We start from the raw sequence: 26,922 nt of genomic DNA, 5'->3' as shown, positions 1-26,922 counted from the left end.
CGTGTCGATTCGGCTTTTCCCTGGATAAGGTTGGGGTCGGCGGTCAGTGGATCTTGGGGAGGTTGTGTGCTGGTACTGGTGGCGGTCCATGCGCTCGCAGCCGTGGTCGCCCCGGCGCTGGTACGCACCTGGGGGCGGCGGGCGCTCTACCTCGTGGCGGCCGTACCGGCGGCGACCCTGGCGTGGGCGCTGGCCCACACCGGGCAGGTCCGCTCCGGCGCGCCGGTGGTGGAGACGTTCCCCTGGGTGCCGGGGCTCGGGCTGGAGATCGCCCTGCGGATGGGCACCCTGGCCTGGTTGCTGGTCGTCCTGGTCGGCGGGGTCGGCGCGCTGGTGCTGGTCTACAGCGCCCACTACTTCAGCTCCGACGACCCGGGGCTGGGCCGGTTCACGGCGGTCTTCGTCGCCTTCGCCGGGGCGATGCTCGGCCTGGTGGTCTCCGACGACCTGCTGCTGCTCTACGTCTTCTGGGAGCTGACCACCGTCTTCTCCTACCTGCTCATCGGGTACGACCCGGCGAAACGGGCCAGCCGCCGGGCGGCCATGCAGGCCCTGCTGGTGACCACGCTGGGCGGTCTCGCCATGCTCGCCGGGTTCATCATGCTCGGCCAGCACGTCGGCACGTACCGCTGGTCGCGGATCGTCGAGAACCTGCCCGACGGCGGCTACCTGGCCGTGGCGCTGGTGCTGGTCCTGCTCGGCGCGATGAGCAAGTCGGCGATCTTCCCGTTCACCTTCTGGCTGCCCAACGCGATGGCGGCCCCCACCCCGGTCAGCGCCTACCTGCACGCGGCGGCCATGGTCAAGGCCGGCGTCTTCCTGGTCGCCCTGATGGGACCGGCGGTCGCCGACGTCGCACCGTGGCGGGCGGTGCTGCTCACCACCGGTCTGGTCACGCTCTTCCTCGGCGCCTGGTCCGCGCTGCGCCAGGTCGACCTGAAGCTGCTCCTCGCGTACGGCACGGTCAGCCAACTCGGCCTGCTGATGGTGGTGCTCGGCGCGGGCACCCGGGACACCGCACTGGCCGGCGTGGCGATGGTGCTGGCCCACGCCCTGTTCAAGGCCACCCTGTTCCTGGTGGTCGGCATCGTCGACCACGCCACCGGCACCCGTGACCTGCGCGAACTCAGCGGGCTCGGCCGCCGCGCCCCGGCCCTCGCGGTGGTCGCCACACTCGCCGCCGCGTCCATGGCCGGCCTGCCGCCGCTGGCCGGGTTCGTCGCCAAGGAGGCCGCGTACGAGGCGTTCCGGCACGGCGGCACCGCCGAGAAGGTGGTGCTGGCCGGGCTGGTGCTCGGCTCGGCGCTGACCGTGGCGTACACGTTGCGGTTCCTGTGGGGCGCCTTCGCCGGCAAGCCCGGGGTGCCGCCGACCGAGCCGCACCCGGTGCGCTGGCCGTTCCTGGCGGCACCGGCCCTGCTCGCCGTCGTCGGCCTGGCCGCCGGGGTGGCCGCCCCCGCCGTCGACCGGCTGCTCGCCCCGTACGCCGATCTGTATCCCGTCGCCGGGACCCCGTACCACCTGGCGCTCTGGCACGGGCCGACGCTCGCCCTCGGGTTGTCGGTGCTGGCCGTCGCGGCCGGGGCCGGGCTGTTCCTGCTCGTCCACCGGGGGCACCTGCGCACCGGCCAGTGGCTGCCCTTCGACGGCGCCGCCGGCTACCAACGGGTGGTCGCCGGGGTGGACCGGCTGGCGGTGGAGCTGACCGGTGCGACCCAGCGGGGTTCGCTGCCGTTCTACCTCGGCGTCATCCTGCTCGTGGTGGTCGTCCTGCCCGGCGGTGCGCTGGTGGCCGGGGGCCCGTGGTCCGGTTCGTTTCGGGCCTGGGACACCCCGCTCCAGGCGGTCGCCGCCGCCGTGGTGATCGTCTCCGCGATCGCCGCCGCCCGGGCGCTGCGCCGGCTGACCGCGATGATCCTGGTCGGGGTCTCCGGCTACGGCACCGCGTTGCTCTTCATCCTGCACGGCGCGCCCGATCTGGCGCTGACCCAGTTCCTGGTGGAGACCGTCACGATCGTCATGTTCGTGCTGGTCCTGCGTCGGCTGCCGGAGAAGTTCTCGGAGCGGCCCATCCGGTCCAGCCGGCGTGGCCGGATCGGGCTCGGCATTGCCGTCGGCGCGGTCACCGCCGGGATGGCGTACGTCGCGGCGGGCGGCCGGCAGGCCGTACCGATCTCGGTCGACTTCCCGGCCGAGGCCGTCTCCTACGGCGGCGGCAAGAACGTGGTCAACGTGACCCTGGTGGACATCCGGGCCTGGGACACCATGGGCGAGGTCGCCGTCCTGCTGGTGGCCGCCACCGGCGTGGCCAGCCTGATCTTCCGGCGGTCCCGCGACCTGGACCGGCGCAGCGGGATTCCCGGGATGACCAGTACGCCGTCCCGGCCGCGCTGGCTGACCACCGGGGCGACCACCCGCCGCCAGTCGGTGATCCTCCAGGTGGTGACGCGGCTGCTCTTCCACGCCATCGTGATCTTCTCCATCTACCTCCTCTTCTCCGGTCACAACGCGCCCGGTGGCGGGTTCGCCGCCGGTCTGGTCGCCGGGCTGGCCCTGACCGTGCGCTACCTGGCCGGCGGACGCACCGAGCTGAACAGCGCCGCACCGGTCGACGCGGGCAAGCTGCTCGGCGCGGGGCTGTTCGTGGCGGTGGGCACCGGGGTGGTCGCCATCCCGTTCGGCGGGGAGTTCCTCCAGAGCGCCCTGCTGGACTTCCACCTGCCGGTCGTGGGCCACCTGCACTTCGTCACGTCGGTCTTCTTCGACGTCGGCGTCTACCTGATCGTGGTCGGGCTGGTGCTGGACATCCTGCGCAGCCTCGGCGCGGAGATGGACCGGCAGCACGAGACCGAACGGAGCGACGTACCGGCCGAGGTGCGGGAAAGGGAACTGGTGTGACGCCGAACCTTACCTACGTCCTCGTGGTCGGGGTGCTCTTCGCCGCCGGGGTGACCCTGCTGCTGGAGCGCAGCCTCACCCGGATCCTGATGGGCGTCGTCCTGCTCGGCAACGGCGCCAACCTGCTCCTGCTCACCGGCGGCCGGGCCGGCGGCCCGCCGATCGTCGGTACCACTCCCGAGGAGGAGATGAGCGATCCGCTGCCCCAGGCGATGGTGCTCACCGCCATCGTCATCACCCTCGGCATGACGGCCTTCCTGCTCGCCCTCTCCTACCGGAGCTGGCACCTCAACGGTCACGACGAGGTGCAGGACGACGTGGAGGACCGCCGGATCATGGACCTCGCCGAGCGGGACGAGGGGCCGGGCACCGCCGACGAGCAGACCGCCGGTGAGCCGGGCGAGGACGACGACCCGGTGCCCACCCCGTCGGGTGCGGACGCGGGGAGGGCCGGATGAACCACCTCGTCCCGATGCCGGTGGTGATGCCGCTGCTCGGCGCGGCGCTCACCCTCATGCTGGCCGGCCGGCCCCGCGCGCAGCGCTGGGTCAGCCTCACCGTGCTCACCGCGACCGTCGTGGTCGCCGCGCTGCTGCTGTTCTGGTCCACCGTCGACGGTCCGCTCGTCGTCGAGGTGGGCGGCTGGGTCGCGCCGCTGGGCATCGTGCTCGTGGCCGACCAGCTCGCCGCGCTGATGCTGGTCGTCTCCGCCGCGGTCACCCTCTGCGTGCTGGTGTACTCGATCGGGCAGGGCATGGCCGACGGCGACGAGGAGACGCCGCTGTCGGTCTACCACCCGACGTACCTGGTGCTCACCGCCGGCGTGTGCAACGCGTTCCTCTCCGGCGACCTGTTCAACCTCTACGTCGGTTTCGAGATCCTGCTGGTCGCCAGCTACGTGCTGCTCACCCTGGGCAGCACCGAGACCCGGATCCGGGCCGGCACCACGTACGTCGTGGTCAGCCTGCTGTCGTCGATGGTCTTCCTGGTGGCGATCGGGCTGGTCTACTCGGCCACCGGCACGCTCAACCTCGCGCAGCTCGTCGGCCGGCTGGACGCCCTCCCGGACGACCTACGCCTGGTCCTCCAGGGCATGCTGCTGCTCGCCTTCGGCATCAAGGCCGCCGTCTTCCCGCTGTCGGCCTGGCTGCCGGACAGCTACCCGACCGCGCCCGCCCCGGTCACCGCGGTCTTCGCCGGCCTGCTCACCAAGGTCGGCGTGTACGCGATCATCCGAACCGAGACGCTGCTCTTCCCCGGTGGCCGGACGGCCGACCTGCTGCTCTGGGTGGCGGGGCTGACCATGCTGGTCGGCATCCTCGGCGCGGTCGCCCAGTCAGACATCAAGCGGCTGCTCTCCTTCACGCTGATCAGCCACATCGGGTACATGCTCTTCGGGGTGGGGCTCACCACCTCGCTCGGCCTGGCCGCCGCGATCTTCTACGTGGTGCACCACATCACCATCCAGACGACCCTGTTCCTCGCCGCCGGTCTGGTCGAGCGGCGGGGTGGCAGCACCGCCCTGGACCGCCTCGGCGGGCTGGCCCGGCTCTCCCCGCTGCTCGCGGTGCTGTTCTTCGTCCCCGCGCTCAACCTCGCCGGCATCCCGCCCTTCTCCGGGTTCCTCGGCAAGCTCGGTCTGGTCCAGGCCGGGGTCGACGACGGCGGGCTGCTGGCCTGGGGGCTGGTCGCCGCCGGCCTGGTCACCAGCCTGCTCACCCTCTACGCCATCGCCCGGGTGTGGAACCTGGCCTTCTGGCGGGCACCCCACCCGGACATGCCCACCGCCGCCGCACCGGCCGCCGACACCGTCGCGGTCCCCGCCGGCGCACCTGCTTCCGCCGGCGCTGCGGTCTCCGCCGACGCCGCCCCGGTCGCTGCCGGCGCCGTCCCTGCCCCGATCGCCGCCGCCCCGGGCGCCGCCGGCGCCGCTCCCGCTGCCTCCAGCGTTGGGGAGGCGGTGGTTCCGGCGGCCCGGGTCGGCGACGCGGAGCAGACCCGCGAGGAGCCGGACGCAGGGCAGCCGGCTGTCATGCTGCCCCGGCTGATGATCGCCTCGACCGCCGCCCTGGTGGTGTTCGGGCTGGCCCTGACGGTGGTCGCCGGGCCGCTCTTCGAGATCAGCACCGACGCCGCCGACGACCTGCTGCGCCGGACCCCGTACGTGGAGGCCGTCTACCCGGAGGGGACGCCGTGAGCGCCGATCCGTTGACGCCGGGCCAGCCGATCGAGCCGCCGAACCCGCCGCTGACCCGGCGCGCCCGACGGCGCAACCTGGCCGTCGCGGTGACCGCCCTGGTCACCGTCTGGGTGCTGCTCTGGGGCACCTTCACCTGGGCCAACCTGATCAGTGGGCTGCTCGTCGCGGCCGTGCTGCTGGCCGTCTTCCCGCTGCCACCGGTGACCTTCGCCGGTCGGCTGCACCCGCTGGGGCTGCTCCGCTTCGGGCTGCGCTTCCTGCGTGACCTGGTGGTGGCCAGCGCCCAGATCGCCTGGCTGGCCGTCCGGTTCGGGCACACACCGCGCGGCGCGATCATCGCCGTGCCGCTGCGGATCAACACCGACCTGAACCTCACCCTCACCGCCGAGGCGCTCTCGCTGGTGCCGGGCAGCCTCATCCTCGAGGTCGACCGGACCACCGGCACCCTCTACATCCACGTGCTCGGCGTCCGGACCATCGAGGAGGTCGAGCAGTTCCGGCAGGAGGTCCTGGAGTTGGAGATGCGGATCATCGCCGCCATCGGCTCCCCGGACGAGCAGCGCCGGGCTGTCGAAGCCACCCATACCGGCACGTCACCGCCGGCCGACCTGTCAGGGGCATCGAGTTGACCGCCGTAGCCGTGACCGTCACCGTCCTGCTCGCCGTGGCCGGCGGGCTCACCCTGCTCCGGATCATCCGGGGGCCGTCCATTCTGGACCGGGCCGTCGCCACCGACGTGCTGCTGGCCATCGTGGTCGCCGCCATCGCCACCGAGGCCGCGTACAGCCGGGACGCCACCGCGTTGCCGGTGCTGGTGGTGCTCGCGATCCTCGGTTTCGTCGGCTCGGTCAGCGTCGCCCGCTTCGCGGCCCGGAAGGACCCGAAGTGAGCCTGGCCACCGTCCTCGACGCCGTCGCCGCGGTCTGCCTGATCTCCGGCGCGCTGCTCAGCCTCGCCGCCGGGATCGCTCTGGTCCGCTTCCCCGACCTGCTCTCCCGGATGCACGCCGCCGCCAAACCCCAGGTCCTCGGCCTGCTGCTGGTCCTGCTCGGGTGCGCGCTGCGGCTGCGCACCGGAGTGGACATCACCACCCTCGTCCTGGTCGGTGTGTTCCAACTGGCCAGCGCTCCGGTGGCCGCGCACATGGTCGGCCGGGCCGCGTACCCGCACGACGAGATCCGGACGGACCTGCTGATCACCGACGAGCTGGCCGCGCACCTCGACCGGATCAGCGAACGCTCCTGACCACGCCGCACGAGACGGGGGTCAGGAGCGCTCGCGCCGGCCACCGCGCGGACCCGGCCGGGCGTTCGTACCGGGTGGACGGTCAGGGCGTCTCGACGACCTCCCGGCCCAGCGGCCAGAGGGCGGCGGGGACGAGCTTGAAGTTCGCCAGGCCGAACGGGATGCCGACGATGCTGACGCACTGGGCGATGCCGGCGAGAATGTGCGACAGGGCGAGCCACCAGCCGGCCACCAGCAGCCAGACGATGTTCGCCGCGCCGGAGGCCAGGCCGGCGTCCGGCTTCTCGACCAGGGTGCGGCCGAAGGGCCAGAGCGAGTACCGGGCCAGCCGCAGCGCGGCGACGCCGAACGGGATCGTGACGATGAGTACGAAGCAGACCAGCGCCGCGAGTCCGTACCCGATGGCCAACACGAATCCACTACCGAAGACGAACCAGAGCGCATTCAACAGAAAGCGAATCACCGTCTCATCATGACCGGGCCGCGCTACCCGCCCGGCCGGCCGGATGATCGTTTTCCCTGGTGATCGAGCCCGCCCGCGGTCAGCGCACCGGGTCGTGGGTGCCGCGCGGCACCGTGGGGCGGCAGCGCCGTACCCGTTCGGCGGCCAGCCGCCCGCCCACCGCCAGCCCGTGCCGCTCCACTGCGGACAGCCCGTACGCGCCACACGTCGGGGTGAACCGGCACCGCCCGGGCCAGTACGGCGACAACCAGCGGCGGTAGCCCCGGATCGTCGCCACACCCGCCCGGTCCAGCCCCGGCGCCCCGGTTCGGGCCGCCACAGTCGAGCCGACCAGCAGCAGCGTGGAGAACAGACCGAAATCGCAGCAGTCGCAGCAGCCGTCCGGGTTGTTGGACTTCTGCATCTTCCGCTGCTGCCGACGATTTTCCCGGGCGCCTTCCAAGATTCGTCTGATCACAAGGTCATCATCGCAGGGCATCCTGCCCCGCCCGGAGTGCCCGACCCGTAACGGCCTTTTCGGTGGCGTCAGGTGCTTCCCTGGCCGACTCCGATGGCGTTAAGTGGTGAGGTCGGCACTCTCGGCGACGGGGCCGGCCGCCACGGTGGCCGCCCGGTCCGGGCAGCCGGCCGCAGTTCCCCGCCACCGTGAGGAGCGTCCGTGACCGGAGCCGCCGTCGAGTCCGTCCGTCCGGCCGGGGGAGAGGAGCCGGCCGGGACCGGCCCGGCGTCCGCCGAGCCGGTCCTGCCCGAACTGCGGGCGATGTGGTGGGAGACGGGGGTACGGGCCCGGGCGGAGGCGGGACTGTTCGCCGTCTTCGCCGAACTGCCCCGGCTGGTGGCGGAGGCGGTCCGGGTCAGTTGGCGGACCGACCGGTTCCGTACCTCGGTGGTGGCGGTCACGACGGTCGGTGCCGGGGTGATGTCGGCGTTCGGGCTGTTGGCGACGCAGCGGGTGCTGGTGGAGTTGTTCGCGGGCGGCCCGACCGGTGACAAGGTGATGGCCGCGTTGCCGGCGCTGGTGGCCCTCGCGGTGGTCACCGCGATCCGGGCCGGCATGGGCATCGCCTCCGGGTACGCCCAGAACGGTCTCACCCCGAGGGTCGGCCGGGCGGTGGAGCGCCGGCTGTTCGAGGTGACCACGGCGGTACGGCTGGACGCGTTCGACGCCGACGCCTTCGCCGACGAGATGGAACGCGCTTCCCGGGGCGACGAGGCGGTGGTCTCGCTGGTGCAGGCGTCGATGAACCTGCTCGCCGGACTGGCCGGTCTGCTCGCGGTGGGCGTGGCGGTGGTCGTGATCCACCCGCTGCTGCTTCTGGCGCTGCTGGTCGCGACGCTGCCCAAGGCCTGGGCGACGCTACGGGCCGGGCACCTGCGTTACCAGACCTACATCGCCGGGTCGGTCCGGCGCCGCCGGCAGTGGTTGCTGCGCCGGCTGATGGCCGAACGCGACTCCGCCCCGGAGCTGCGCTCGTACGGGCTGCGCCGGTTCCTGCTCGACCAGTACGACCGGGTGATGGGGGTGGAGACCGACATCCAGCTCGCCCTGGCCCGGCGGGTCACCACGACCACCAGCCTTGGCGCGGTGATCGGCGGCCTCGCCACCGGGGCCGTATACGTCCTGCTCGGCCTGCTGCTCGTCGACGGGCGGATTCCCCTTGCGGCGGCGGCCACCTGCGTGGTCGCGGTGCAGGCCGCGCAGCGCTCCCTCGACGCGCTCACCTTCCAGATCGACCGGGTCTACACCGAGGGGCAGCACGTCGGCGACTACACCGGGTTCCTGGCCCGGGCCACCGCCTACCTGCCCGCCGAGGGCGGGAGCGGGGAGGCCCCGCCGCCGCTGCAGGAGATCGCCGTGCGAGGCCTCAGCCTCCGCTATCCCGACCGGGACACGCCCGCCGTCGACGACGTCACATTGACCATCCGGGCCGGGCAGACGGTGGCGTTCGTGGGGGAGAACGGATCCGGCAAGACAACGCTGGCCGCGATGATCGCGCTCCTGCGTACCCCGAGCGCCGGGGTGGTCGAGTGGAACGGCCGGCCGCTGGCCGAGTGGGACGTCGGTCAGCTCCGGGCCCGCATCGCCGTGGTCACCCAGGAGTACCACAAGTGGCCGTTCACGGCCGCGACGAACATCGCCATCGGGGACGTGGACAGCGAGGCACGGCAGGACCGGATCGAGGCCGCCGCCGCCCGCGCGGTCGCCGACGACATGATCCGCGAGCTGCCGTACGGGTACGAGACGCTGCTCGACCGGACCTTCGCCCAGGGGCAGGACCTCTCCGGTGGGCAGTGGCAGCGGATCACCGCTGCCCGGGGGTTCCTCCGGGACGCCGAACTGCTGATCATGGACGAGCCGTCGTCGGCTCTCGACCCGAGGGCCGAGGACGCCCTCTTCCAGGCCATTCGGGACCGGCAGGGCCGGGTGACCACGATCCTGATCACTCACCGGCTGGCCAACGTCCGGCACGCCGACCGGATCTTCGTCCTGCACCACGGGGTGCTCGTCGAGGCCGGCAGCCACGCCGAGCTGATGGCGGCCGGCGGCCGGTACGCCGAACTCTTCGCGCTCCAGGCCGCCGGGTACGACGACACCGTGGACCGGCACCTGCCCGGACAGCGTCGGCCGACCACGTCCTGACCGCCGCGATCCGGGGCCCACCGGACGCGTTTACGCCCGTGTGGTTCCACTGTGTACGGTGTCTGTCCATCGCCGCTCGATCGGGGTAACCCCGCGCGGCGCCCCTCCGTCTGTCGTCCCTCCGCTCCCATGGCCCGGCCGACGGAGGACACCGACCCCCATCGAAGGACTGAGACGAAAATGTACGACGCGATAGTCGTCGGTGCGCGCTGCGCGGGCGCCTCCGCCGCGCTCCTGCTCGCCCGGCGCGGGCACCGGGTGCTCGTGGTGGACCGTTCGTCGTTTCCCAGCGACGTCATCTCGACGCACTTCCTCTGGCCGCACGGAATGTCCTACCTGAACCGGTGGGGAGTGCTGGACCAGGTCACCGCGGTCACCCCCACCCACACCGCCATCGACGTCATCAACGACGGCATCCGGCTGACCGGGTCGGTGCCGGAGGACCTGCTCCGGGAGTACTTCCGGGACCTGCACGGCGACGACTCCGGCGTGGTGCAGAGCTACGCCTCCATCCGCCGCCGGGTGCTCGACCAGATCCTCGTCGAGGCCGCCGCCAAGGCCGGCGCCGAGGTACGTACCAACTTCTCGGTACGGGAACTGATCGTCGAGGACGGCCGGGTGGTCGGCATCCGGGGCCGTTCCGTCGACGGGCAGCCGGTCGAGGAACGTGCCCGGATCGTGGTCGGCGCCGACGGCCGGAACTCGTTCGTCGCCCGTACCCTCGGCCTGCCGAAGTTCGACGAGCGGCCGCGGTGCACGTTCGCCTACTGGAGCTACTTCTCCGGCTTCGACCCTGGCCACGCGCAACTGCACCGGCGCGGCCGGCTCGCCGCCGCAGCGGTGCCCACCAACTTCGAGCAGAACATGGTGCTGGTCTGGGGGCCGAGCGACTGGTCCCGGGAGTTCCGGGCCGACGTGCCCGGCAACTTCCAGCGGGCGCTGGACTTCGTCAGCCCCGAACTCGGGGAGCTGGTCCGGACCCGGGGTGTTCGGGAGGAACGCATCTACGGCACCCTCGACCAGTCCGGGTTCGTCCGGCCGCTGCACGGGCCCGGCTGGGTGCTCGTCGGCGACGCCGAGTCCGCCAAGGACCAGTGCACGGCGATCGGCATGACGCACGCCTTCCGGGACGCGGAACTGGTCGCCGCCGCGCTCGACCGGTGGCTGACCGGCGAGACGTCGGTCGACGAGGCGATGGCCGGGTACGAGGGCCGCCGCCGCAGCCAGAACGCCGCCGCCTACTACGACTACGTCTGCACGCTCGCCGAGATGCGCCCGTACCGGCACGACGAGTTGCAGCTCTTCGTGGCGCTGCGCGGTAACCAGCAGGAGACCGACCGGTTCATCGCCACCCACGCCGACATCGCCCCGGTGTCGGAGTTCTTCCAGGCGTCGAACCTGTTCCTGCTCAACGACGCCGCGAAGGAGTCCTCCGCCGACCACGCGGTCTTCGAGGACTTCGCCGAGACGTCCCGCATGTACCAGCAGAACCTCTTCGCCTGAGAACGGGAGCGCATACCGTGACCACCACCGCCGAGCTGGACCAGCGCGAAGACGGCGAACTGATCGAGATCATCCTGCGCGCGGCGCGGGCCGGGGACGTCGAGACGATGGCGAAGACCGCCATCGAGGTCTCCGAAATGATCCGCAACTGGGCCACCCACATTCCCTGGGACGACTTCCTCGAGGTCGACGCGTCCGGGGCGGACGGGGAACTCGCCCGGATCACCGACGACCTGACCGAGATGTGGGAGCCGGCGCACCTGCGCAACCCCGTCGACCCCGACGAGGAGTACGCACTGGACAAGAACGCGTACGACTTCTACCGGCCGGCCGGGCGGAACCTGCTGTCGCGTACCGAGGACTTCTACGGCTGGGTGGAGGCCCGCCGCCGGACCGAGACCTGGCAGTACTCCCGGGTGCTCGAGGCCGCCCCGGACAGCGTCGCCCAGATCACCAACGACCTGGGCAAGCGGACCCGGGGCATCAACTTCAACTCGCAGGACTACCTGTCGTTCAACACCCACCCGGCGATCCGGGAGGCGGCGTCCCGGGCGATGCGGGACTACGGCCCGCACAGCGCCGGCTCGCCGATGGTGCTCGGCAACACCCACATCTCCGACGAGTTGGAGACCGCCCTCGGCGAACTGGTGGGGCTCGACCACGTGACGCTCTTCCCGACCGGCTGGGCGGCCGGCTTCGGTGCGGTGGTCGGGCTGGTCCGCCAGTCCGACCACATCCTGATCGACCGGCTGGCCCACTCATGCCTGCAACAGGGTGCCCGGGCGGCCACCCGGAACGTGGTTCGCTACGAGCATCTCAACGTCGAGGCGGTCCGCCAGCACCTGGCCGAGATCCGGGCCACCGACACCCGCAACGGCATCCTGGTGGTCACCGACGGCCTCTTCTCCGTGGACGCCGACTGGCCCGACCTGGTCACCCTCCAGCGAACCTGCCGGGAGTACGACGCCACCCTGCTGGTCGACGTCGCCCACGACCTCGGCTCGATGGGACCGGGCGGCACGGGCGTGCTGGGCATGCAGAACCTGCTCGGCGAGATCGACATCGTGATGGGCGCGTTCTCGAAGACGTTCTGCTCCAACGGCGGCTTCGTGGCGTCCAACTCCCCGGCGCTCAAGCAGTACATCAAGATGTTCGGCGGCAGCCACTTCTTCTCCAACGCGCTCTCGCCGGTGCAGACGGCGGTGGTGCTGGAGGCGGCCAAGATCATCCGGTCGCCGGAGGGGGACGCGCTGCGCGGGAAGCTCTTCACCGCCATCCACGCGCTCCGCGACGAGCTGACCAGCCGGGGGCTGACCTGCATGGGTGAGCCGTCGCCGATCGTGCCGCTGCTGATCGGCAACGAGAAGCTCGCCCGTACCGCGAACCGGCTCCTCTTCGACCGGGGGGTCCTCGCGTTCATGGTGGAGTTCCCGGTGACCCCGACCGGGTCGTCCCGGTTCCGGCTCCAGGTGCAGGCCAACCACCGGCCCGAGGAGGCCCGCGAGGCCGCCCGGATCATCGAGGGCGCCATCGCGGACTCCCGCGCGTACCTGTCCAGCGCGTTCGGCAGCGCCCCCAAGTAGGTCGGCTCACCGGGTCGCGTCGCGGCCGAGAAGGGATGGCCCGCGCCGGCACCGGTGCGGGCCATCCCTCCGTCTCAGGAGGACGGTCCGGGGATGGTGCGGCTCCCACCTCGACGGCGGTCGTCGGGCTCGTGGTTACGGCACTAGCATGGTGGCCCCTGTCCGACCGTCGAAACAGGCCGCCATGACCGACACGGTTTTCGAGAACGCCCGGATCCACACGCTCGACCCCGCCCGTCCGCAGGCCGAGGCGATGCTGGTGCGTGGCGAGCGGCTGGTCCACGTCGGGAGCCTCGACGAGTGCCGGGAGCGAGCCGCCGCCGGGGCGCGCCGGGTCGACCTGGGTGGGACGACCGTGCTGCCCGGGCTCATCGACAGTCACCTCCACTCGGCGCTCTACGTACGCGGCCTGGAACAGGTGGACCTGCGCGGCACCACCAGCCTCGACGAGGCGTTGGCCCGGATCCGGGGCCACGCCGCCACCCTGCCGCCCGACGCCTGGCTCTTCGGCGGCCGGTGGGACAGCAACAAGTGGGCCCGGCCGGTGCAGCCCACCCGGGCCGACCTGGACCGGGTCTGTCCGGACCGGCCCGCCGTGCTGCCCAGCATCGACGGGCACACCACCTGGGTCAACACCGCCGCCCTGCGGCGACTCGGCATCGACGTCCACACCCTCGACCCGGTCGGCGGGCAGATCGTCCGCGACGAACACGGCGAGCCGACCGGCATCCTGCGGGAGGCGGCCGGCGACGCGGCGTACGACCTCATGCGCTCGTCCCTGACCGGGGATCTCGTCCAGCAGTTGCGTACCCATCTGCCCCGGTTGCTCGCCGTCGGCCTGACCAGCATCCACGACCTCGACGGGCAGGACTGCCGGGCCGCCTACGAGACCCTGTACGCGCGGGGGGAGCTGCCGCTGCGGGTGCACAAGTCGATCCCGTCGACCGCGCTGGACGAGGTCATCGACCTGGGTTGGGCGACCGGCGACGGGGACCGCTGGCTGCGTACCGGGCCGGTCAAGATCTTCACCGACGGGGCGCTCGGCTCGCACACCTGCCTGATGAGCGAACCGTACGACGGCGAGCCGGACAACCACGGCATCGCGGTCACCCCGGCCGAGGAGTTCGAGCGGCTGGTCGCAAAGGCGGCCGGGGCCGGCATCGCCGTCGCCGCGCACGCCATCGGGGACGCGGCAAACCGGATGGTGCTGCGGGCGTACGCCCGCTGGCGGCAGGCGGCCTGTGCCGACCCGGCCGCTGCCGGAGCGCTGCCCCGGCTGCGGCACCGGATCGAACACACCCAGCACCTGAGTCCGGAGGACGTGCCACTGCTCGCCCGGCTGGGCGTGATCGCCTCGATGCAGCCCACCCACTGCACCAGCGACATCCCCCTGACCAGCAGGATGCTCGCCGGCCGGGACCTCGCCTCGTACGCCTGGCGCAGCCTGCTGGACACCGGCGCGACGGTCGCGTTCGGCTCGGACGCCCCGGTAGAGGATCCCGACCCCTTCCACGGCATCCACGCCGCGGTGACCCGGCAGCAGCCGGACGGGACCCCGCCCGGCGGAGTGGACCCGCACGAGCGCCTCGACCTCGACGCGGCGCTGCACGGCTTCACCGTCGCCGGCGCGTACGCCTCCTACGAGGAGCACCTGAAGGGGCGGCTGCGCCCCGGCATGCTCGCGGACTTCATCGCGTTGCCCGTCGACCCGTACCAGGTCGAGCCGGCGGACCTGCGCGACCTGACCGTGGCGCTCACCGTCGTCGGCGGCGTCGTCCGCTGGCAACGCTGACCTGCCCGGTCGGCAGTGGACGGTGCCGGTATCCGTCGGTCACGCCGAAGCCCGGAGCGGTTTAGCCCTGATGGAGAACGAGCATACGGAATATCCGAGGAGGTGTAGTCGGGCCGGACGGCTTCCGCCGACCGCCACGGCCCGCGAGCCGTCCGACGAGTTGAGGAGGCACGAGATGCGGCGTCCGATCGCCCGTTCCACCCGTACCGGCCTGGTGACGGCGCTCTGCGCCGGCCTGCTGTTGACCCAGGGTTGCGCTGCCGACCCGGACGGGGAACCCTCGGTGACGCCGTCGGTCGGCCCGACGACCGGTGCCTCGGCTGGCGATCCGCCGGCCACGCCGTCCGCCACCACGTCGTCGGCGACCACGTCGTCGGCGACCACGTCGTCGTCGGCCACCGGTTCGCCGCCGGCGGCGGGAGGCGGCGGTGGAGACGAGGCCATCCTGCGCGGTGAACGCCAGGTCGCCATCAAACCGGTCCCCTCGTTCGAGTCGATCCTGGCCGTCGACGAGAAGGGGCGACTCAACCTCACCGACGGCGGCGCGGAGTACGCCCTGTTCGTCCTCGACCCGGTGGGCGGCGGCCGGCATCAGATCAAGACGGCGTCGGCCGACCGCAGCGGCGAGCCCTCCTGCATGGGCCTGCGGGACAACGGCAACGAACCGACCACCGTGATGGCCGCCCCCTGCGACACCTCGGCGGCCGGGCAGCTCTTCACGCTGGAGCGGATGCGGGCCACGGACGAGCGGGGCCGCCCGACGTACGCGATCCGTGGCGACAAGGGTGTCCACCTGCGGGCCACCGCCGACAGCGGTCTGGTGGCCCGGGCGGCGGGCGGCGGGGGACTGGACACGGCCTTCGCCTTCGTCGACAACGGCGAGGCCACGCTGCCCGAACTCGACTGACGGTGACCCGGCTGGCGGCAGTCTGATTCTGCTTCACAGGATATCTTGGCTTCCATTATATTGGGCCCATGAGTTCTCGGGCGATGACGGAACCCGCCTTCTTCATCCTCACGGTCCTGCTCGCCGGGCCGCGCCACGGCTACGGCATCGTCACCGACGTGGCCGACGCGTCGGAGGGGCGAGTACGGCTGAAGATCGGCTCCCTGTACGGGGCGCTGGACCGACTCGTCGGCGAGGGCCTGGTGGAGTTGGACCGCGAAGAGGTCTGGCAGGGCCGGTTACGCCGGTACTACCGGCTGACCGAGCCGGGACGGCACGCCCTCGCCGAGGAGGCCGAACGACTGGCCGCCAACGCACGCATCGCCTCGACGCGGCTACGGGAGCAGCGCCCGATCGCGGACCCGGCATCGTGACCAGTCGGCTGGAGGAGCGCTACCGCTCGGTGCTGCGGCTGCTGCCCGCTGCGTACCGGCAGCGATGGGCGGACGACATGGTCGCCGCCTATCTCGACAGTGTGGACACCGGCGATCCCGAGACGACGGAGGACGTCCTCGACTACGGCCGGCCGAGCCTGTCCGAGGTCGCCAGCATCGTGGCTCTCGCCGTCAAGCTGCGCCTCGGCGGGGCGGACGCGCCACCCCGGCCGTACGCGTGGGGCCAGGCGGTACGGCTGGCGACACTGATGGTCGTACTGACCCACGCCGTCATGGCCACCGGCGGCATCGCCGTCACCCTGTGGCTGTCGGGAAGCGTCGGCTGGCTACCGGCCGCCGCCTCCGACCTGGCGCTCACCCCGCCGTCGAGCACCTGGCGCGTGGCGTGGGATCTCGCCGGCTACGCCTGGTTGCCGGCCTACGTCGCGCTCGTCCTGGGACAGCGACGGGTGGCCCAGGCGGTCGCGCTGCTCGCCGTCGTGCCGCCCACGGTCACCATCGCCGTGACCCAGGCCACCGGCGCGGCGCCGCTGACCGTGTCGCCCTGGGCGAACCGGCTCGTCGACGTCGTCCTGCTCCTGGCCATGGCGGCGTTCCCGCACGGCAGCACGCCGGTGTCGCGCCGACCCTGGCTGCTCGCGCTGCCGATCGGCATCCTCCTCGTCCCCGTACCGCTGTTCGCCCTCCAGGCCACCCAGCCGGAACTGAGACTGCTCGACTGGCCGGGCCTCTGCTGTGTCCTGGTCAGCGTCGCCATGCTGGTCCACCTCACCGGCCGGTCAGCGCGGTCGCTGCCGTGGTCACTGGCGTTCGTCCTGCTCGCCGCGACCGCGCTCACCCTGCGCCTCGCGACCCTGCCCGACTACGGCAACCAGGCACAGCGCACCGCGCTCTTCGTCATCGCCGGCGCGCAGGTCGTCGTCCTGCTCGCGGTGGGTGTACCGGTCGCGCTACGGGCCAGCCGAGCGTTGCGCCGACTCCCACCGATCCCCGTCAACGGGTAACGGGTCGTCGGACCTCGGCGTGCCCTGACTCCACGTAGGAGGGCACACCGAGGTCCGGCGTTCGACTCAGGGGCGGGGCCAGACGTTGCAGATCCGGAACTCGAACCGGCCGAACCCGTTGTCCTTGAAGTACTGGTACTCCGCGCTGCCGGGCTCCGCGAAGACCCAGACGGCGTCCGCGCCGTGCATGAGCGCGTGCAGCGGGACGGTGCCGGGCGGGCTGTCGGTGAAGCAGGCGAAGGCCGCCCCCTCCATCACCCAGTTCTGCTGCACCTGCGGGTTGCCCGAGTAGTAGTAGCCACCCACCTCACCGCAGCCGCTGACGCAGCGCGACTGGTAGATGTTCTGCAAGCCCGGCACCGCTGCGTCCGGTGGGTAGACCCGGCCGATGGTGGACTGCTGGCTCCAGCCACCGGGACCGCCGCCGCCCGGGGAGAGGAAGTTGGCCCGGTTCGGCGCTGGTGCCTTGAAGCGGTGCAGCGGCGCGGGCGCGGTGGACTCGTAGGTGATGGTCACCGGGCTGCCCGCCGGCAGCGCGGCCCCGGGCGCCGGGTCCTGGGCCAACACCTGGTTGACCTGGAGGGTGACCGCGTTGTCGTTGCGGTTGCAGGCCAACTGCGCCGCCTGGAGCGTCGCGCACGCCTGGTCGGGGTTCATGCCGACCAGAGCCGGTACAGCCGGATGCCCGTAGTGGTCCAGCACCACGTTCGAGCCCGGGTCCGCGCCCGCGCCTGCCGCCGGGGTCTGCGCCACCACCACGTAGGCGGGGGTGCCGGGGCCGAGGTTGCGGGGTACGCAGTTCAGGCCCACCGGGCACGCCGTGTCGTACGGCTGCCCGGCGAAGTTGCCGACCGCGATCTGCGCCGGATAGGTGATCTCCACCGGGGCGTCGGTGTCCGCTGCGCTGTCCGGAGCCGGGTTCTGCGCGGTCACCACCCGCACCTCGTTGCCGCTGCTGGCGAGCCCGGAGACCCGATCCACGCACTTCAACCGGGCGGCGATCAGGGCCTGGCAGGCCTGGCCGGCGGGCAGGTCGACCACCCGGGGCACCCGGGCCGGGCCACGGTAGACCACGGTCACCGGCTTGCCCGCGCTGAGCCGCGATCCGGCCGGCGGGTTGGTGCTGAGTACCTTGTCGGTCTCGCCCTCACCGTCCGGCTGGGCCACCGCCACGCAGCGCAGCTTCGGTTCCAGCTGGGCACAGGCCGCCGTCCGGTCCAGCCCCACCAGGTCGGGCACGGTCAGCAGCTCCGCCGGCTTGGGCGGTGGGGTCTTGGGCGTACGGGTCGGCGGCGGAGGGGTGGCCGACTTGCTGGGCGCCGGCTTCGGCGGGTCGTCGCCCCGACCGGTGATGTCGATTTCGGTCGACCGGCCGTTGCCGTCGAAGGAGACCACGATGCCGCTACCGTGCGGGTCGTTGATCCACACCCGGCTGTCCCGGACGCTCACCTCGAAGGTGGCCGAGGTGCCCGGCACGGTGGTGTAGGTGGCCACCCGCAGCTCGTTTACCGGAACCACCAGCACGTGCCGGGAGGTGAAGTCCGGTACGTACACCCGGCCGCCGAGGACGACCGGCGGGCCGAACTGGTGCCCGGCCCGGTCCGGCAGCGTCATGCGCTTCACCTCGCCGCTGCCGAAGTCGGCGATCACCAGTTCGCCGCTGTTCGGCACCACCACGGCCAGGTGGTTCGGGGCGCCGGGGGCGGAGGAGATCCCGTACCGGGCGTCGAGGTCGAGCTGGCGACGCAGCCCGTCCGGCCCGTAGAGGCTGGCCTGTCCGGTCTCCGGCCGGTAGAGCACCGGCGCACCGCTGACCAGGGTCAGCCCGACCTGCTCGCCGCTGCCGGTGACCCGCTGCTTGCCGGTGACCGTACCGCCGCTGATCTGCACCAGCTCGCCGCTCTCCGGCGCGTACGCCCAGGCGGTGCCGTTGCCGTCGACGACCGCCTTGGTGACGCGCGGCGCCGGCACCGGCGCGCCCGGCCCGTCCTTGCGCTCCAGCCGGTTGAGGGTGCCCTGCTCGGCGTCGACCAGGTAGGTCGACCCGCCGCCCGTCACCACGGAGAGCTTGCCCTTGGAGTCGGGCCGCCGCTGCACCGGCTCCGCTTCCAGGGATTCGGTGGGCAGGCGGGTGACCACGCCGGTCTCGTTGTTGACCACGTAGACCAGCTCCGGTCCGACCTGCACCACCTCCAGGGTCTGCTTCCCGGTGGCGAGCTGCTTGGCGGTCCGCGCGTCGATGTCCCGGTTGTCCGCGTTGACGTGCACCACCCGGGACGACTTCTGCAGGTACGCGCCGCCGTCGTCGAAGGCCGCCCGGGAGGACCGGTAACCGGTGCCGAAGGCGAACGCGGTTGCCCCGACGGCCAGGGCGGTCACCAGCAGGATCCGGTTGAGCCGGGTCCCGGTCAGGGTCTTCCGACTGGGCCGTACGGCGGCCAGCCGACGCAGCGCGCTCGCGCTGCGCCGTGGCGGTGGAGTGGATCGGTCTGTTCCAGCAGAGCCGGACATGGGGAATCCTCCAGAGAACGCGGTCGGCCGCAGCGCCCGGGCGGCATCGGGGCGGGGACCGGCAGTGTCCGAGAATAGGCGAGGACCGCTGAGGTCGGCGGGACCGGTGGATGGGGAAGGGTCCCCAGTAGTCGCGGGAAGGAGCGCGGGACCGGTGACAGGGATGCGGATCGAGGCGGCCGATCACACAGTGGAACTGGACCCGGACCAGCGGTTGACCTTCGGACGGGTCCGGGAGTGCACCATCTGCCTGGACCCGACCGACACCGGCATCTCCCGGATCGCCGGCACGGTGGCCCGGGAGGGCGACACCTGGTGGCTGACGAACAGCTCCACCACGCGTCCGCTCTCCGTCGTGGACGACCTGGGGTTCCGGTCGGTGCTGGCACCGGGCCGGCGGATCGCGGTGGAGAGTCCGACCAAGGTGCTGGTGGACGGCACGCACGGCCAGCACGGGCTGACCCTGCTGCCGTCGGCGGTCCCGGCGCCGGCCGGCGAGGCGCCGCCCGAGGACGTGGCCGAGGCGACCGCGGTCGGCGCCGAGGTGATGATCAGTACGGCGGACCGGCTGGCCATGGTGGCGCTCTTCGCCGGTTATCTCGAGGAACTGCCCCGCTACGACCCGTACCCGAAGAGCTACGCGGCGGCCGCGGCGCGGCTCGGCTGGCCGCGCAGCACCCTGGTCAAGCGGATCGAGTACCTGCGGACCCGGCTGCACGCCGCCGGGGTGCCCAACATGACCGGCTTCAGCGCGCTGACCAACCTGGCCGAGTACGCGATCAGCCGGGGCCTGGTGACCAGGGAGGACCTCGCCCTGCTCCGCCGCTGACCGGGCGCTTGCCCCGCCGCCCGGGTCGGTCGGGTCGGTCGGCAGAGCCGGTCGGGTGGGTCGGCGGTCCCGGCCCCGTTGGGGAGCCTTTCCGATTTTGCCGGCCGGTGTCGCTGCCTAGCGTGGTCCTCGACGACACCGACCAGCGAAGGAGATCCGATGTCGGTCATCGGTGGCGAGATTCCCCAACTGCACTCCCTGAACACCAACTTCAACCGGCAGAGCTCGGCGGTGGACAGCCTGCTGCGCGAGCTGCGTAACGAGCTGGCCAACACCTACTGGCGCGGCGGGGCGGCCGACCGGTTCCGTACCTCCTGGAGCAGCGAGTACGAGCCGGCGCTGACCCGCCTCTCCGCCGCCCTTCAGGACGCGGCGCTGGAGGTCCGGCGGCGCGCGGACGCCCTGGAGCAGGCCGGCGGCTGACCGGCAGGGAGGGGGACCGGGACGGGTCGGGGTTCGGGAGGCCGGGATGGAACGGGAACTGCGGATCGCGGTGAGGGGACGGGAGGTCCCGATGATGGTGCGGGCAGGAGCCCGGGCCACCGTCGCGGACCTCGCCGCAGCGATCGACCGGGCGTCGCCGGACGCCGGTCCGGTGGGGCGGGCCGCCCCGGTCCGGCTCTGGCTCCGGGGACGGCCGTTGTCCCGTACCGCCCGGCTGGCCGACCTGCCGCTGCCCGCCGGTAGCCGGATCGAGGTGGCCGCCCGCCCGGAGGAGGCCGGCACCGAGCCGGTCGGCACGGTCGAGGTGGCCGTCGTCGGCGGGGCCGGTGGCGTGGCGGCCACCTCGTTCCACCCCGGCACGGACCTCACCGTCGGCCGGTCACCCGAGGCCGGCCTCGTGCTGACCGATCCGGAGGTCAGCCGGGTCCACGCCCGCCTGACGACCGGACGGGACGGCGTCGCGGAACTGGCCGACGCCGGTTCGCGCAACGGTACGGCCTGGCGGGGCGTCCGGCTGGACGCGCCGACCCCGATCGCCCCGGGGGACGTCTTCGGCGTCGGCGAGACGGTGCTGACGCTGCGGCCGGTGGACCCGGCCGACGCCCCGGTCGAGCCGGTCGACGCGGCCGGCACCATCCAGTACAACCGGCCACCCCGGATCAGCGTCCGCGCCGCCACCCCCCGGCTGACCGTGCCCCGCCGCCCCGAACCGCCGCGCACCGTACGGTTTCCGCTGCTGGCCGTCCTGCTGCCGGTCCTGCTGGGCGGGGTGGCGTACGCGATCTTCCCGAACGCCGGCTACCTGCTGCTGTTCATGGCGCTCTCGCCGCTGCTGCTGCTGGCCAACGTCTTCTCCGACCGGCGCGGCGGTCGCAAGGAGTACCGCCAGGCGCTGGCCGACTACGAGCGGCAGCGCACCGAGCTGACCGAGCGCCTGGACCGCCTCGCCGAAGAGCAGGGGCGGACCCGGCGGGAGGAACTGCCCGACCCGGGACGCCTGCTGCGGACGGCCACCGGACCCACCCGGCGCCTCTTCGAACGCCGCCCGGCGGACGCCGACTTCCTGCGGCTGCGGGTGGGCCTCGCGTCGACCCTGGTGGAGGCGGTCCTCACCGGACCGGGCGCCGAACTCGAGGCGAGCGCCGAACCCCTGGAACTGCCGGCGGTGGCGCAGAGCCCGATCGCCGTGGACCTGACCGTCGCCGGGGTGCTCGGACTGGCCGGTCCCCGGCCCGGTCTGCTGGCCACCGTCCGCGCGGTCCTCGCCCAGCTCGCCACCCTGCACGCCCCGCACGACGTCGGGATCGTCCTGCTCACCGGGGGTGACGAGGCCGACGACTGGGGTTGGCTGAGCTGGCTGCCGCACACCCTGCCGCACACCGCCGACCTGGAGTGCGACCGGATGGTCGCCACCGACGCCGAACAGGCCCGGGCCCGGCTGGCCGGGCTGCGGCGCATCGTCGACCAGCGCCGGGCCGAACGGGCCGCCACGCTCCGGGCCGGTGCTCCGGTCGGGCGGCGGCTGGTCCTGGTGGCCGACGGGGCCCGCCGGCTGCGCGGCCTGCCCGGGTTGGCCGAACTGCTCGCCGACGGCCCCGAGGTGGGGGTCTACGCGATCTGCCTGGACGCGCTGGAGACCGAACTGCCCGGCGAGTGCCGGGCCACCGTGGTGGTCAACAGCGGCTCGGGCACCCGGGCGATGGTGCGCCGACCGGAGCGCCCCGACCTGGACGGAGTGCTGCTGGACCGCCTCGACCCGAGCGCCGCCGCCAGGCTGGGGCACGCGTTGGCCCCGCTGCGGGTGCTCGGCGAGCGCTGGGGTGAGGGCGGCGGCGTACCGGAGACGGTCCGGCTGCTCGAACTGGCCGGGCTGGGCCGTACCCCGGGGCCGGCGCAGATCCAGCAGCGCTGGGCCGCCGAGCCGGCCGGCCGCTCCACCCGGGTGCTGCTCGGCGTCGGACCGGACGGGCCGATCACCGTCGACCTGCGGCGGGACGGCCCGCACGCGCTGATCGCCGGCACCAGCGGCGCCGGCAAGTCGGAGCTGTTGCAGACCCTCGTCACCGGCCTGGCGCTCGGCAACACCCCGGACGCGCTCTCCCTGGTGCTGGTCGACTACAAGGGCGGCAGCGCATTCGCCGAGTGCGCCCAGCTTCCGCACTGCGTCGGCATGGTCACCGACCTGGACGGACACCTGGTCAACCGGGCCCTGTCCGCGCTCCGCGCCGAGCTGCGCCGCCGGGAGGCCCTGCTCGCCGAGGCGGCGGCCAAGGACATCGACGACTACTGGGCGATCACCGGTGGGCGGCTGCCCCGACTGGTCATCGTGATCGACGAGTTCGCCTCGCTGGTGGAGGAGGTACCCGAGTTCGTCAGCGGGGTGGTGGGCATCGGCATGCGTGGGCGCAGCCTCGGCGTACACGTGGTGATGGCCACCCAGCGCCCGGCCGGCTCGGTCAACGCCGAACTGCGCGCCAACCTCAACCTGCGGATCTGCCTGCGGGTCACCAGCGCGGCCGACAGCGCCGACGTGGTGGACGTACCCGACGCCGCCCGGCTCTCCCGGCACCAACCCGGTCGGGCGTACCTGCGGGCCGGGCACAGCGACCTGACCCTGGTGCAGACCGCCCGGATCGGCTGGCCCCGGGTGGCGGCCACGGCGGAACCGACCAGCGTGACGCTGCGCCCCCGACGGGTCCGGGACCTGGGGCGCGGCCCCGCCCCGACCGCCGAGGCGCCGGCCGTCCCGCACCAGCCGGCCCTGACGGACGGCGCGACGCCGCCGCTGGTCCCCGCTGGACCGGCAGCGCCATCCGGCGGGGTCGTTGCCGCAGTTCCCGAGCAGGTGGAGACCGACCTGACCGTGCTGGTCGCGGCGATCCGGGGTGCGGCCGAGGCAGCCGGGATCCGGACGCCGGAGAGCCCCTGGCTGCCGCCCCTGCCCGAGCTGGTGGTCGACGCCGAACTGGCCCGGGGCACCGGCGGCGGGGCGCTGGCCGCTCCGGTCGGGCTTGCCGACCACCCCGAGCAGCAGGCACAGCGCCCGTACCTGCTGGACCTGGAACGCACCGGGCCGGTGCTGGTCGCCGGGATGGCCCGCAGTGGCCGGTCCACCCTGCTGCGCGCGCTCGTGGTCGGGCTGACCCGACGGACCGGCCCGGCCGACCTGCACCTCTACCTGCTCGACCAGGGCAACCGGGCGCTGGCTCCGCTGGCCGGGCTGCCGCACTGCGGGGCGTACGTCGACGGCGACGACAGCGACCGCACCACCCGGGTGCTCACCCTGCTGGACGCCGAGATCGGCCGCCGGCAGCGGTTGCTGGCCAGCGGCGGGTACGCGGCACTGGCCGAGCAGCGGGCCGCCGTCGCCGACACCGAGGCGCTGCCCTACCTGGTGCTGATCCTGGACCGGTACGAGACGTTCGTCGCCCGGTACGGCGAGACCGACGGCGGACGGCTGGTCGACCTGCTCGACTCCCTGCTGCGTCGGGGACCGGCGGTGGGCGTGGTGACCGTGCTCGCCACCGACCGGTCCGGGTTCACCCACCGCCTCTCCGGGGCGGTGGCCACCCGGCTGATCCTGGCCCACGCCGACCCGGACGACCTGGCCGCGTACGGCATCAACCCGCGCGAGGTGCCCCGGACGATGCCGCCGGGACGGGCCATCGGCCTCCCCGGGAACTCCATGTTCCAGGTGGCGCTCCTGGACCCCGACCCGGACGGCACGGTGCAGGCGACCGCGGTGCAGCGGCACGTCGCGGTGACCCGCTCCCGCTGGGACGGGCTGCCGGCGGAACTGCTGCCGCAGCGGGTCGACCCGCTGCCGGTGGCGATCACCGCCGTCGAGGCCGACGCGCTGCGTCGGGGCCCGCTGCCGACCCGGCCCACCGTCGGCACGGTCGGCGTCGGCGGGGACCACCTCGGCCCGGTCGACGTGGACCTCGCCGAACTCGGACACACCTTCCTGGTCGCCGGGGCCCCCGGCACCGGACGCAGTGGAGCCCTCCTGGCGTTGGCCGACTCGCTGCTGCGCCGGCCGGGAGCGCTGCCGGTGGTGGCCCTCTGCCCCCGTCCGTCCCCGTTGCAGGAACTGGCCGGCCGACCCGGCGTGGCGGCCGTCCTGACCGGACCACGGGCCGACGCCGAACTGGCCGCGGTGCTGGCCGACCTGCCCGGTCCGGTCACCGTGCTGGTCGACGACGCCGAACTGCTCGCCGACGGGTCGGCCGCGCACCTGCTGGAGGAACTGGCCCGGCAGGCCCGGGACACCGGCAACCTGCTGCTCGCCGCCGGCACCACCGACGACCTGGTCCAGTTGCGTTACCGGGGCTGGTTGGCCCGGATGTGCCGGGCCCAGGCCGGGCTGCTGCTCAACCCGGTCTCGCACGTCGACGGTGACCTGTTCGAGGTGAAGCTGCCCCGCTCGACCTGCGGCGCCTGGCCGCCCGGTCGGGGACTGCTGATGCTGCGCCGACGGGCCAGTCAGCTCCAGATCCCCCTGCTCGAGCTGGCGGTACGCGGATGAGTCGTCGGCCCCCGGAAGGGGAGGGCTATGGTACGACCACGGTGGCGTTCGCGACGGAGCGTCCGACGCCCCCGCTCCGGTCCGACCACACCCCTGTAACCGTGGAGATCATGACCACCCCGGACGTAGACCCGGCGGGGCAACCCACGTTGCCGCCGACCATGCCCCCCGCCGCGCCGCCCCCGCAGGCCGTGCAGACCGTCGCGCTCGGCAGCCGCTACGTGATGGAACGGCCAATCGGGGAGGGCGGCCACGGCCGGGTGTGGCGTGGCCGACGCCGGGCTGACGACGCGCCGGTGGCGATCAAGATCATGCGGGAGGAGTACTCGGCGGACCCCGCCGCGGTGGGCCGCTTCCTGCGCGAACGCAACGTGCTCCGGGCGCTGCGCCATCCGCATCTGGTGCCGGTCCACGACCTGGTCGTCGAGGGGGACACCCTGGCGATCGTGATGGACCTGGTCACCGGGGAGAACCTGCGGGTGGCCGCCAGCCGGGGCGCCTTCGACCAGGACCGGGCGGTCACCGTGCTCGCCCAGGTCGCCGCCGCGTTGGCCGAGGTGCACGTGGCCGGGATCGTGCACCGGGACGTCAAACCGGAGAACGTGCTGATCACCTGGCGGGGCGGTGAGCCGTGGTCCCGGCTCACCGACTTCGGCGTGGCGCAGGTCGCCGACGGGCAGACGCTGACCCAGCGCGACCACACCGTCGGTACACCCGCCTACCTCGCCCCCGAGCTGGCCCTGGGCCGTACCGCCACGGCGGCGGTCGACGTCTACGCCCTCGGCGTGCTCGGCTACGAACTGCTGGCCGGCCGTCGGCCGTTCGACGCCGAGCACCCGCTCGGGCTGCTGCGGGCGCACATCGAGGACGAGCCGGTCCGCCCGGACGGGTTGGCCGAGCCACTCTGGCAGGTGGTGCAGCAGTGCCTGGCCAAGCGTCCGGAGGACCGGCCCGACCCGACCTGGCTCGCCGAGCGGTTCGCCGCCCTGGGCGGCCAGCCCGACACGCTGCCGGACGACGCCCCGCCGCCGTTGCCGCCCACGTCGGAGGCCGCCGGGGCGGAGCAACCGGCGTGGCGTTTCGAGCCGACCCCGGTCGGCCCGGCATCGGTCCGGGACGCGGCAGGCCTGCGCGCCGACAGCGCCGGCGCCATCCCGGCCAGCCGCACCGGTACGGACGGCTGGACCGGCGCGGACGGCCCGGCCAACCCGACCGGCGCGGCCTCGACCAACCTGGCCTCGACCGGGGGAGCCTCGACCGGAGGGGCCCGCACCGGGCCAGCCTCGACCGGCGCGGCCCTGACCGGCGCGACCTCGGCCGGGGCAGCCCTGACCGGGGGAGCCTCGACCGGGGTGGGGCGGTCGGACGGCGGGGTGGAGGTGCTGGCCACCACCGGCGCGACCGTACCGGTTCCCGAGCCGACGCGACCCGAGCCGGTGAAGCGGCGCCGCTGGCTGGTCCCGGCCGCCGGGCTGGCCGTACTGGCCCTGGTCAGCGCGGGCGTGGGGGTGTGGCTGGGACGACCGGACGACACCGCCCGACCGAACACCCCGACCGCCAGCCCCACCGCCCCCACCGGGCCCACCGCCCAGCTCTACCCGCTGCCGGTCACCGCGAGCAGCCCGCGCGCCGGCACCGTACGGCTGGACTTCGGTGACCAGTCCAAGCTGCCGGGCTTCGACTCGTACGTGATCTGGCGGGACGACACCAAGATCGACCAGGTCGGTGCCGGAGACGTGCCGCCGTACCTGATTCCCGGTGTCGACCGCCGGACCCGGCACTGCTACCGGGTCTGGGCGCTGGTGGTCACCGACCGGCCACCACCGGCCCCGGCCGAACCGGCCTGCCTGACCGCCGACGGCAAGCAGTCGGCCAAGGAGCCGGGCTGATCCGGCCCGAGCCGCCATATTCGCCGTAACCGGCCCTTCCACCGACTCCCAGAG

Annotated in this window: 20 protein-coding genes; 17 read left to right on the top strand and 3 right to left on the bottom strand. The window is 73.1% G+C overall.

All coding sequences use genetic code 11. The features are described from left to right. Window positions 1-66 precede the first annotated feature (66 nt). Genes GA0074692_RS22350 through mnhG form a run of 6 tightly spaced genes read left to right on the top strand, consistent with a single transcriptional unit; the run spans window position 67 to window position 6,343 of the window. Entirely contained in the window at window positions 67-2,898 is a 2,832-nt protein-coding gene (locus tag GA0074692_RS22350; RefSeq protein WP_091647137.1) for a Na+/H+ antiporter subunit A, read from the top strand. Further along, window positions 2,895-3,356: a Na(+)/H(+) antiporter subunit C gene (locus GA0074692_RS22345; protein WP_091647135.1), complete on the top strand. Its 462-nt coding sequence runs from the start codon at window positions 2,895-2,897 to the stop codon at window positions 3,354-3,356. The genes GA0074692_RS22350 and GA0074692_RS22345 overlap by 4 nt, the downstream gene beginning before the upstream one ends. Continuing rightward, window positions 3,353-5,095 (top strand): Na+/H+ antiporter subunit D, encoded by a 1,743-nt coding sequence (locus tag GA0074692_RS22340; protein WP_091647132.1) that lies wholly within the window; start codon window positions 3,353-3,355, stop codon window positions 5,093-5,095. The genes GA0074692_RS22345 and GA0074692_RS22340 overlap by 4 nt, the downstream gene beginning before the upstream one ends. Beyond that, window positions 5,092-5,727 (top strand): Na+/H+ antiporter subunit E, encoded by a 636-nt coding sequence (locus GA0074692_RS22335; RefSeq protein WP_245730420.1) that lies wholly within the window; start codon window positions 5,092-5,094, stop codon window positions 5,725-5,727. The genes GA0074692_RS22340 and GA0074692_RS22335 overlap by 4 nt, the downstream gene beginning before the upstream one ends. Next, the gene (locus GA0074692_RS22330) at window positions 5,724-5,987 is read left to right on the top strand and encodes a monovalent cation/H+ antiporter complex subunit F (protein WP_091647129.1); all 264 of its coding nucleotides are present in this window, start codon (window positions 5,724-5,726) and stop codon (window positions 5,985-5,987) included. The genes GA0074692_RS22335 and GA0074692_RS22330 overlap by 4 nt, the downstream gene beginning before the upstream one ends. After that, window positions 5,984-6,343 (top strand): monovalent cation/H(+) antiporter subunit G, encoded by a 360-nt coding sequence (mnhG, locus tag GA0074692_RS22325; protein ID WP_091647126.1) that lies wholly within the window; start codon window positions 5,984-5,986, stop codon window positions 6,341-6,343. Before GA0074692_RS22330 ends, mnhG begins: the two co-directional genes overlap by 4 nt. An 82-nt stretch (window positions 6,344-6,425) precedes the next feature. Here mnhG and GA0074692_RS22320 read toward each other — a convergent pair whose 3' ends face one another. Further along, window positions 6,426-6,806 carry a YccF domain-containing protein gene (locus GA0074692_RS22320; RefSeq protein WP_091647124.1) on the bottom strand — a complete coding sequence of 127 codons (381 nt, stop codon included), beginning with the start codon at window positions 6,804-6,806 and terminating at the stop codon, window positions 6,426-6,428. 79 nt (window positions 6,807-6,885) lie between these two features. Further along, the gene (gene yidD, locus GA0074692_RS22315; protein WP_245730419.1) at window positions 6,886-7,263 is read right to left on the bottom strand and encodes a membrane protein insertion efficiency factor YidD; all 378 of its coding nucleotides are present in this window, start codon (window positions 7,261-7,263) and stop codon (window positions 6,886-6,888) included. Between the two features lie 285 nt (window positions 7,264-7,548). Here yidD and GA0074692_RS22310 point away from each other — a divergent pair, with 285 nt between their 5' ends. The 7 genes from GA0074692_RS22310 (at window position 7,549) to GA0074692_RS22280 (ending at window position 16,670) form a co-directional block, all read left to right on the top strand. Continuing rightward, entirely contained in the window at window positions 7,549-9,447 is a 1,899-nt protein-coding gene (locus GA0074692_RS22310; protein ID WP_245730728.1) for an ATP-binding cassette domain-containing protein, read from the top strand. A gap of 180 nt (window positions 9,448-9,627) precedes the next feature. Beyond that, complete coding sequence (locus GA0074692_RS22305; protein ID WP_091647119.1) at window positions 9,628-10,950, top strand: NAD(P)/FAD-dependent oxidoreductase; 1,323 nt, start codon at window positions 9,628-9,630, stop codon at window positions 10,948-10,950. Window positions 10,951-10,967: 17 nt separating this feature from the next. Continuing rightward, window positions 10,968-12,533: an aminotransferase class I/II-fold pyridoxal phosphate-dependent enzyme gene (locus GA0074692_RS22300; RefSeq protein ID WP_091647117.1), complete on the top strand. Its 1,566-nt coding sequence runs from the start codon at window positions 10,968-10,970 to the stop codon at window positions 12,531-12,533. Window positions 12,534-12,717: 184 nt separating this feature from the next. Next, window positions 12,718-14,325, top strand: a complete 1,608-nt coding sequence (locus GA0074692_RS22295; RefSeq protein WP_091647114.1) for an amidohydrolase — start codon at window positions 12,718-12,720, stop codon at window positions 14,323-14,325. 175 nt (window positions 14,326-14,500) lie between these two features. Continuing rightward, window positions 14,501-15,232, top strand: a complete 732-nt coding sequence (locus GA0074692_RS34925; RefSeq protein WP_091647112.1) for a hypothetical protein — start codon at window positions 14,501-14,503, stop codon at window positions 15,230-15,232. Between the two features lie 68 nt (window positions 15,233-15,300). Continuing rightward, the gene (locus tag GA0074692_RS22285) at window positions 15,301-15,645 is read left to right on the top strand and encodes a PadR family transcriptional regulator (RefSeq protein ID WP_245730418.1); all 345 of its coding nucleotides are present in this window, start codon (window positions 15,301-15,303) and stop codon (window positions 15,643-15,645) included. Beyond that, window positions 15,642-16,670, top strand: a complete 1,029-nt coding sequence (locus GA0074692_RS22280; RefSeq protein ID WP_091647107.1) for a hypothetical protein — start codon at window positions 15,642-15,644, stop codon at window positions 16,668-16,670. Before GA0074692_RS22285 ends, GA0074692_RS22280 begins: the two co-directional genes overlap by 4 nt. 66 nt (window positions 16,671-16,736) lie before the next feature. Here the strand turns inward: GA0074692_RS22280 and GA0074692_RS22275 are convergent, their stop codons facing one another. Further along, the gene (locus GA0074692_RS22275) at window positions 16,737-19,181 is read right to left on the bottom strand and encodes a PASTA domain-containing protein (protein ID WP_091647103.1); all 2,445 of its coding nucleotides are present in this window, start codon (window positions 19,179-19,181) and stop codon (window positions 16,737-16,739) included. A gap of 154 nt (window positions 19,182-19,335) precedes the next feature. On the opposite strand from GA0074692_RS22275, the gene GA0074692_RS22270 reads away from it, so the two are divergent. The 4 genes from GA0074692_RS22270 (at window position 19,336) to GA0074692_RS22255 (ending at window position 26,868) form a co-directional block, all read left to right on the top strand. After that, a complete protein-coding gene (locus tag GA0074692_RS22270; RefSeq protein ID WP_218106702.1) occupies window positions 19,336-20,010 on the top strand; it encodes an FHA domain-containing protein in 675 nt (224 codons plus the stop codon). Between the two features lie 159 nt (window positions 20,011-20,169). Next, window positions 20,170-20,433, top strand: a complete 264-nt coding sequence (locus GA0074692_RS22265; protein ID WP_091647098.1) for a WXG100 family type VII secretion target — start codon at window positions 20,170-20,172, stop codon at window positions 20,431-20,433. A 46-nt stretch (window positions 20,434-20,479) separates the two neighbouring features. Further along, window positions 20,480-24,979 (top strand): type VII secretion EssC family protein, encoded by a 4,500-nt coding sequence (locus tag GA0074692_RS22260; protein ID WP_091647096.1) that lies wholly within the window; start codon window positions 20,480-20,482, stop codon window positions 24,977-24,979. Between the two features lie 110 nt (window positions 24,980-25,089). Continuing rightward, window positions 25,090-26,868 (top strand): serine/threonine-protein kinase, encoded by a 1,779-nt coding sequence (locus GA0074692_RS22255; RefSeq protein WP_176738547.1) that lies wholly within the window; start codon window positions 25,090-25,092, stop codon window positions 26,866-26,868. The last annotated feature ends 54 nt before the right edge of the window (window positions 26,869-26,922 follow it).

Source organism: Micromonospora pallida (genome assembly GCF_900090325.1).
Taxonomy (GTDB): Bacteria; Actinomycetota; Actinomycetes; order Mycobacteriales; family Micromonosporaceae; genus Micromonospora; species Micromonospora pallida.
This window is presented reverse-complemented; position numbering and strand designations above follow the sequence as displayed.

Coding starts and splice junctions, on each gene's coding strand:
- GA0074692_RS22340 (WP_091647132.1), top strand. CDS start 3,353: ATGAACCACCTCGTCCCGATGCCGGTGGTGATGCCGCTGCTCGGCGCG.
- GA0074692_RS22305 (WP_091647119.1), top strand. CDS start 9,628: ATGTACGACGCGATAGTCGTCGGTGCGCGCTGCGCGGGCGCCTCCGCC.
- GA0074692_RS22295 (WP_091647114.1), top strand. CDS start 12,718: ATGACCGACACGGTTTTCGAGAACGCCCGGATCCACACGCTCGACCCC.
- GA0074692_RS34925 (WP_091647112.1), top strand. CDS start 14,501: ATGCGGCGTCCGATCGCCCGTTCCACCCGTACCGGCCTGGTGACGGCG.
- GA0074692_RS22285 (WP_245730418.1), top strand. CDS start 15,301: ATGAGTTCTCGGGCGATGACGGAACCCGCCTTCTTCATCCTCACGGTC.
- GA0074692_RS22275 (WP_091647103.1), bottom strand. CDS start 19,181: ATGTCCGGCTCTGCTGGAACAGACCGATCCACTCCACCGCCACGGCGC.
- GA0074692_RS22265 (WP_091647098.1), top strand. CDS start 20,170: ATGTCGGTCATCGGTGGCGAGATTCCCCAACTGCACTCCCTGAACACC.
- GA0074692_RS22260 (WP_091647096.1), top strand. CDS start 20,480: ATGGAACGGGAACTGCGGATCGCGGTGAGGGGACGGGAGGTCCCGATG.
- GA0074692_RS22255 (WP_176738547.1), top strand. CDS start 25,090: ATGACCACCCCGGACGTAGACCCGGCGGGGCAACCCACGTTGCCGCCG.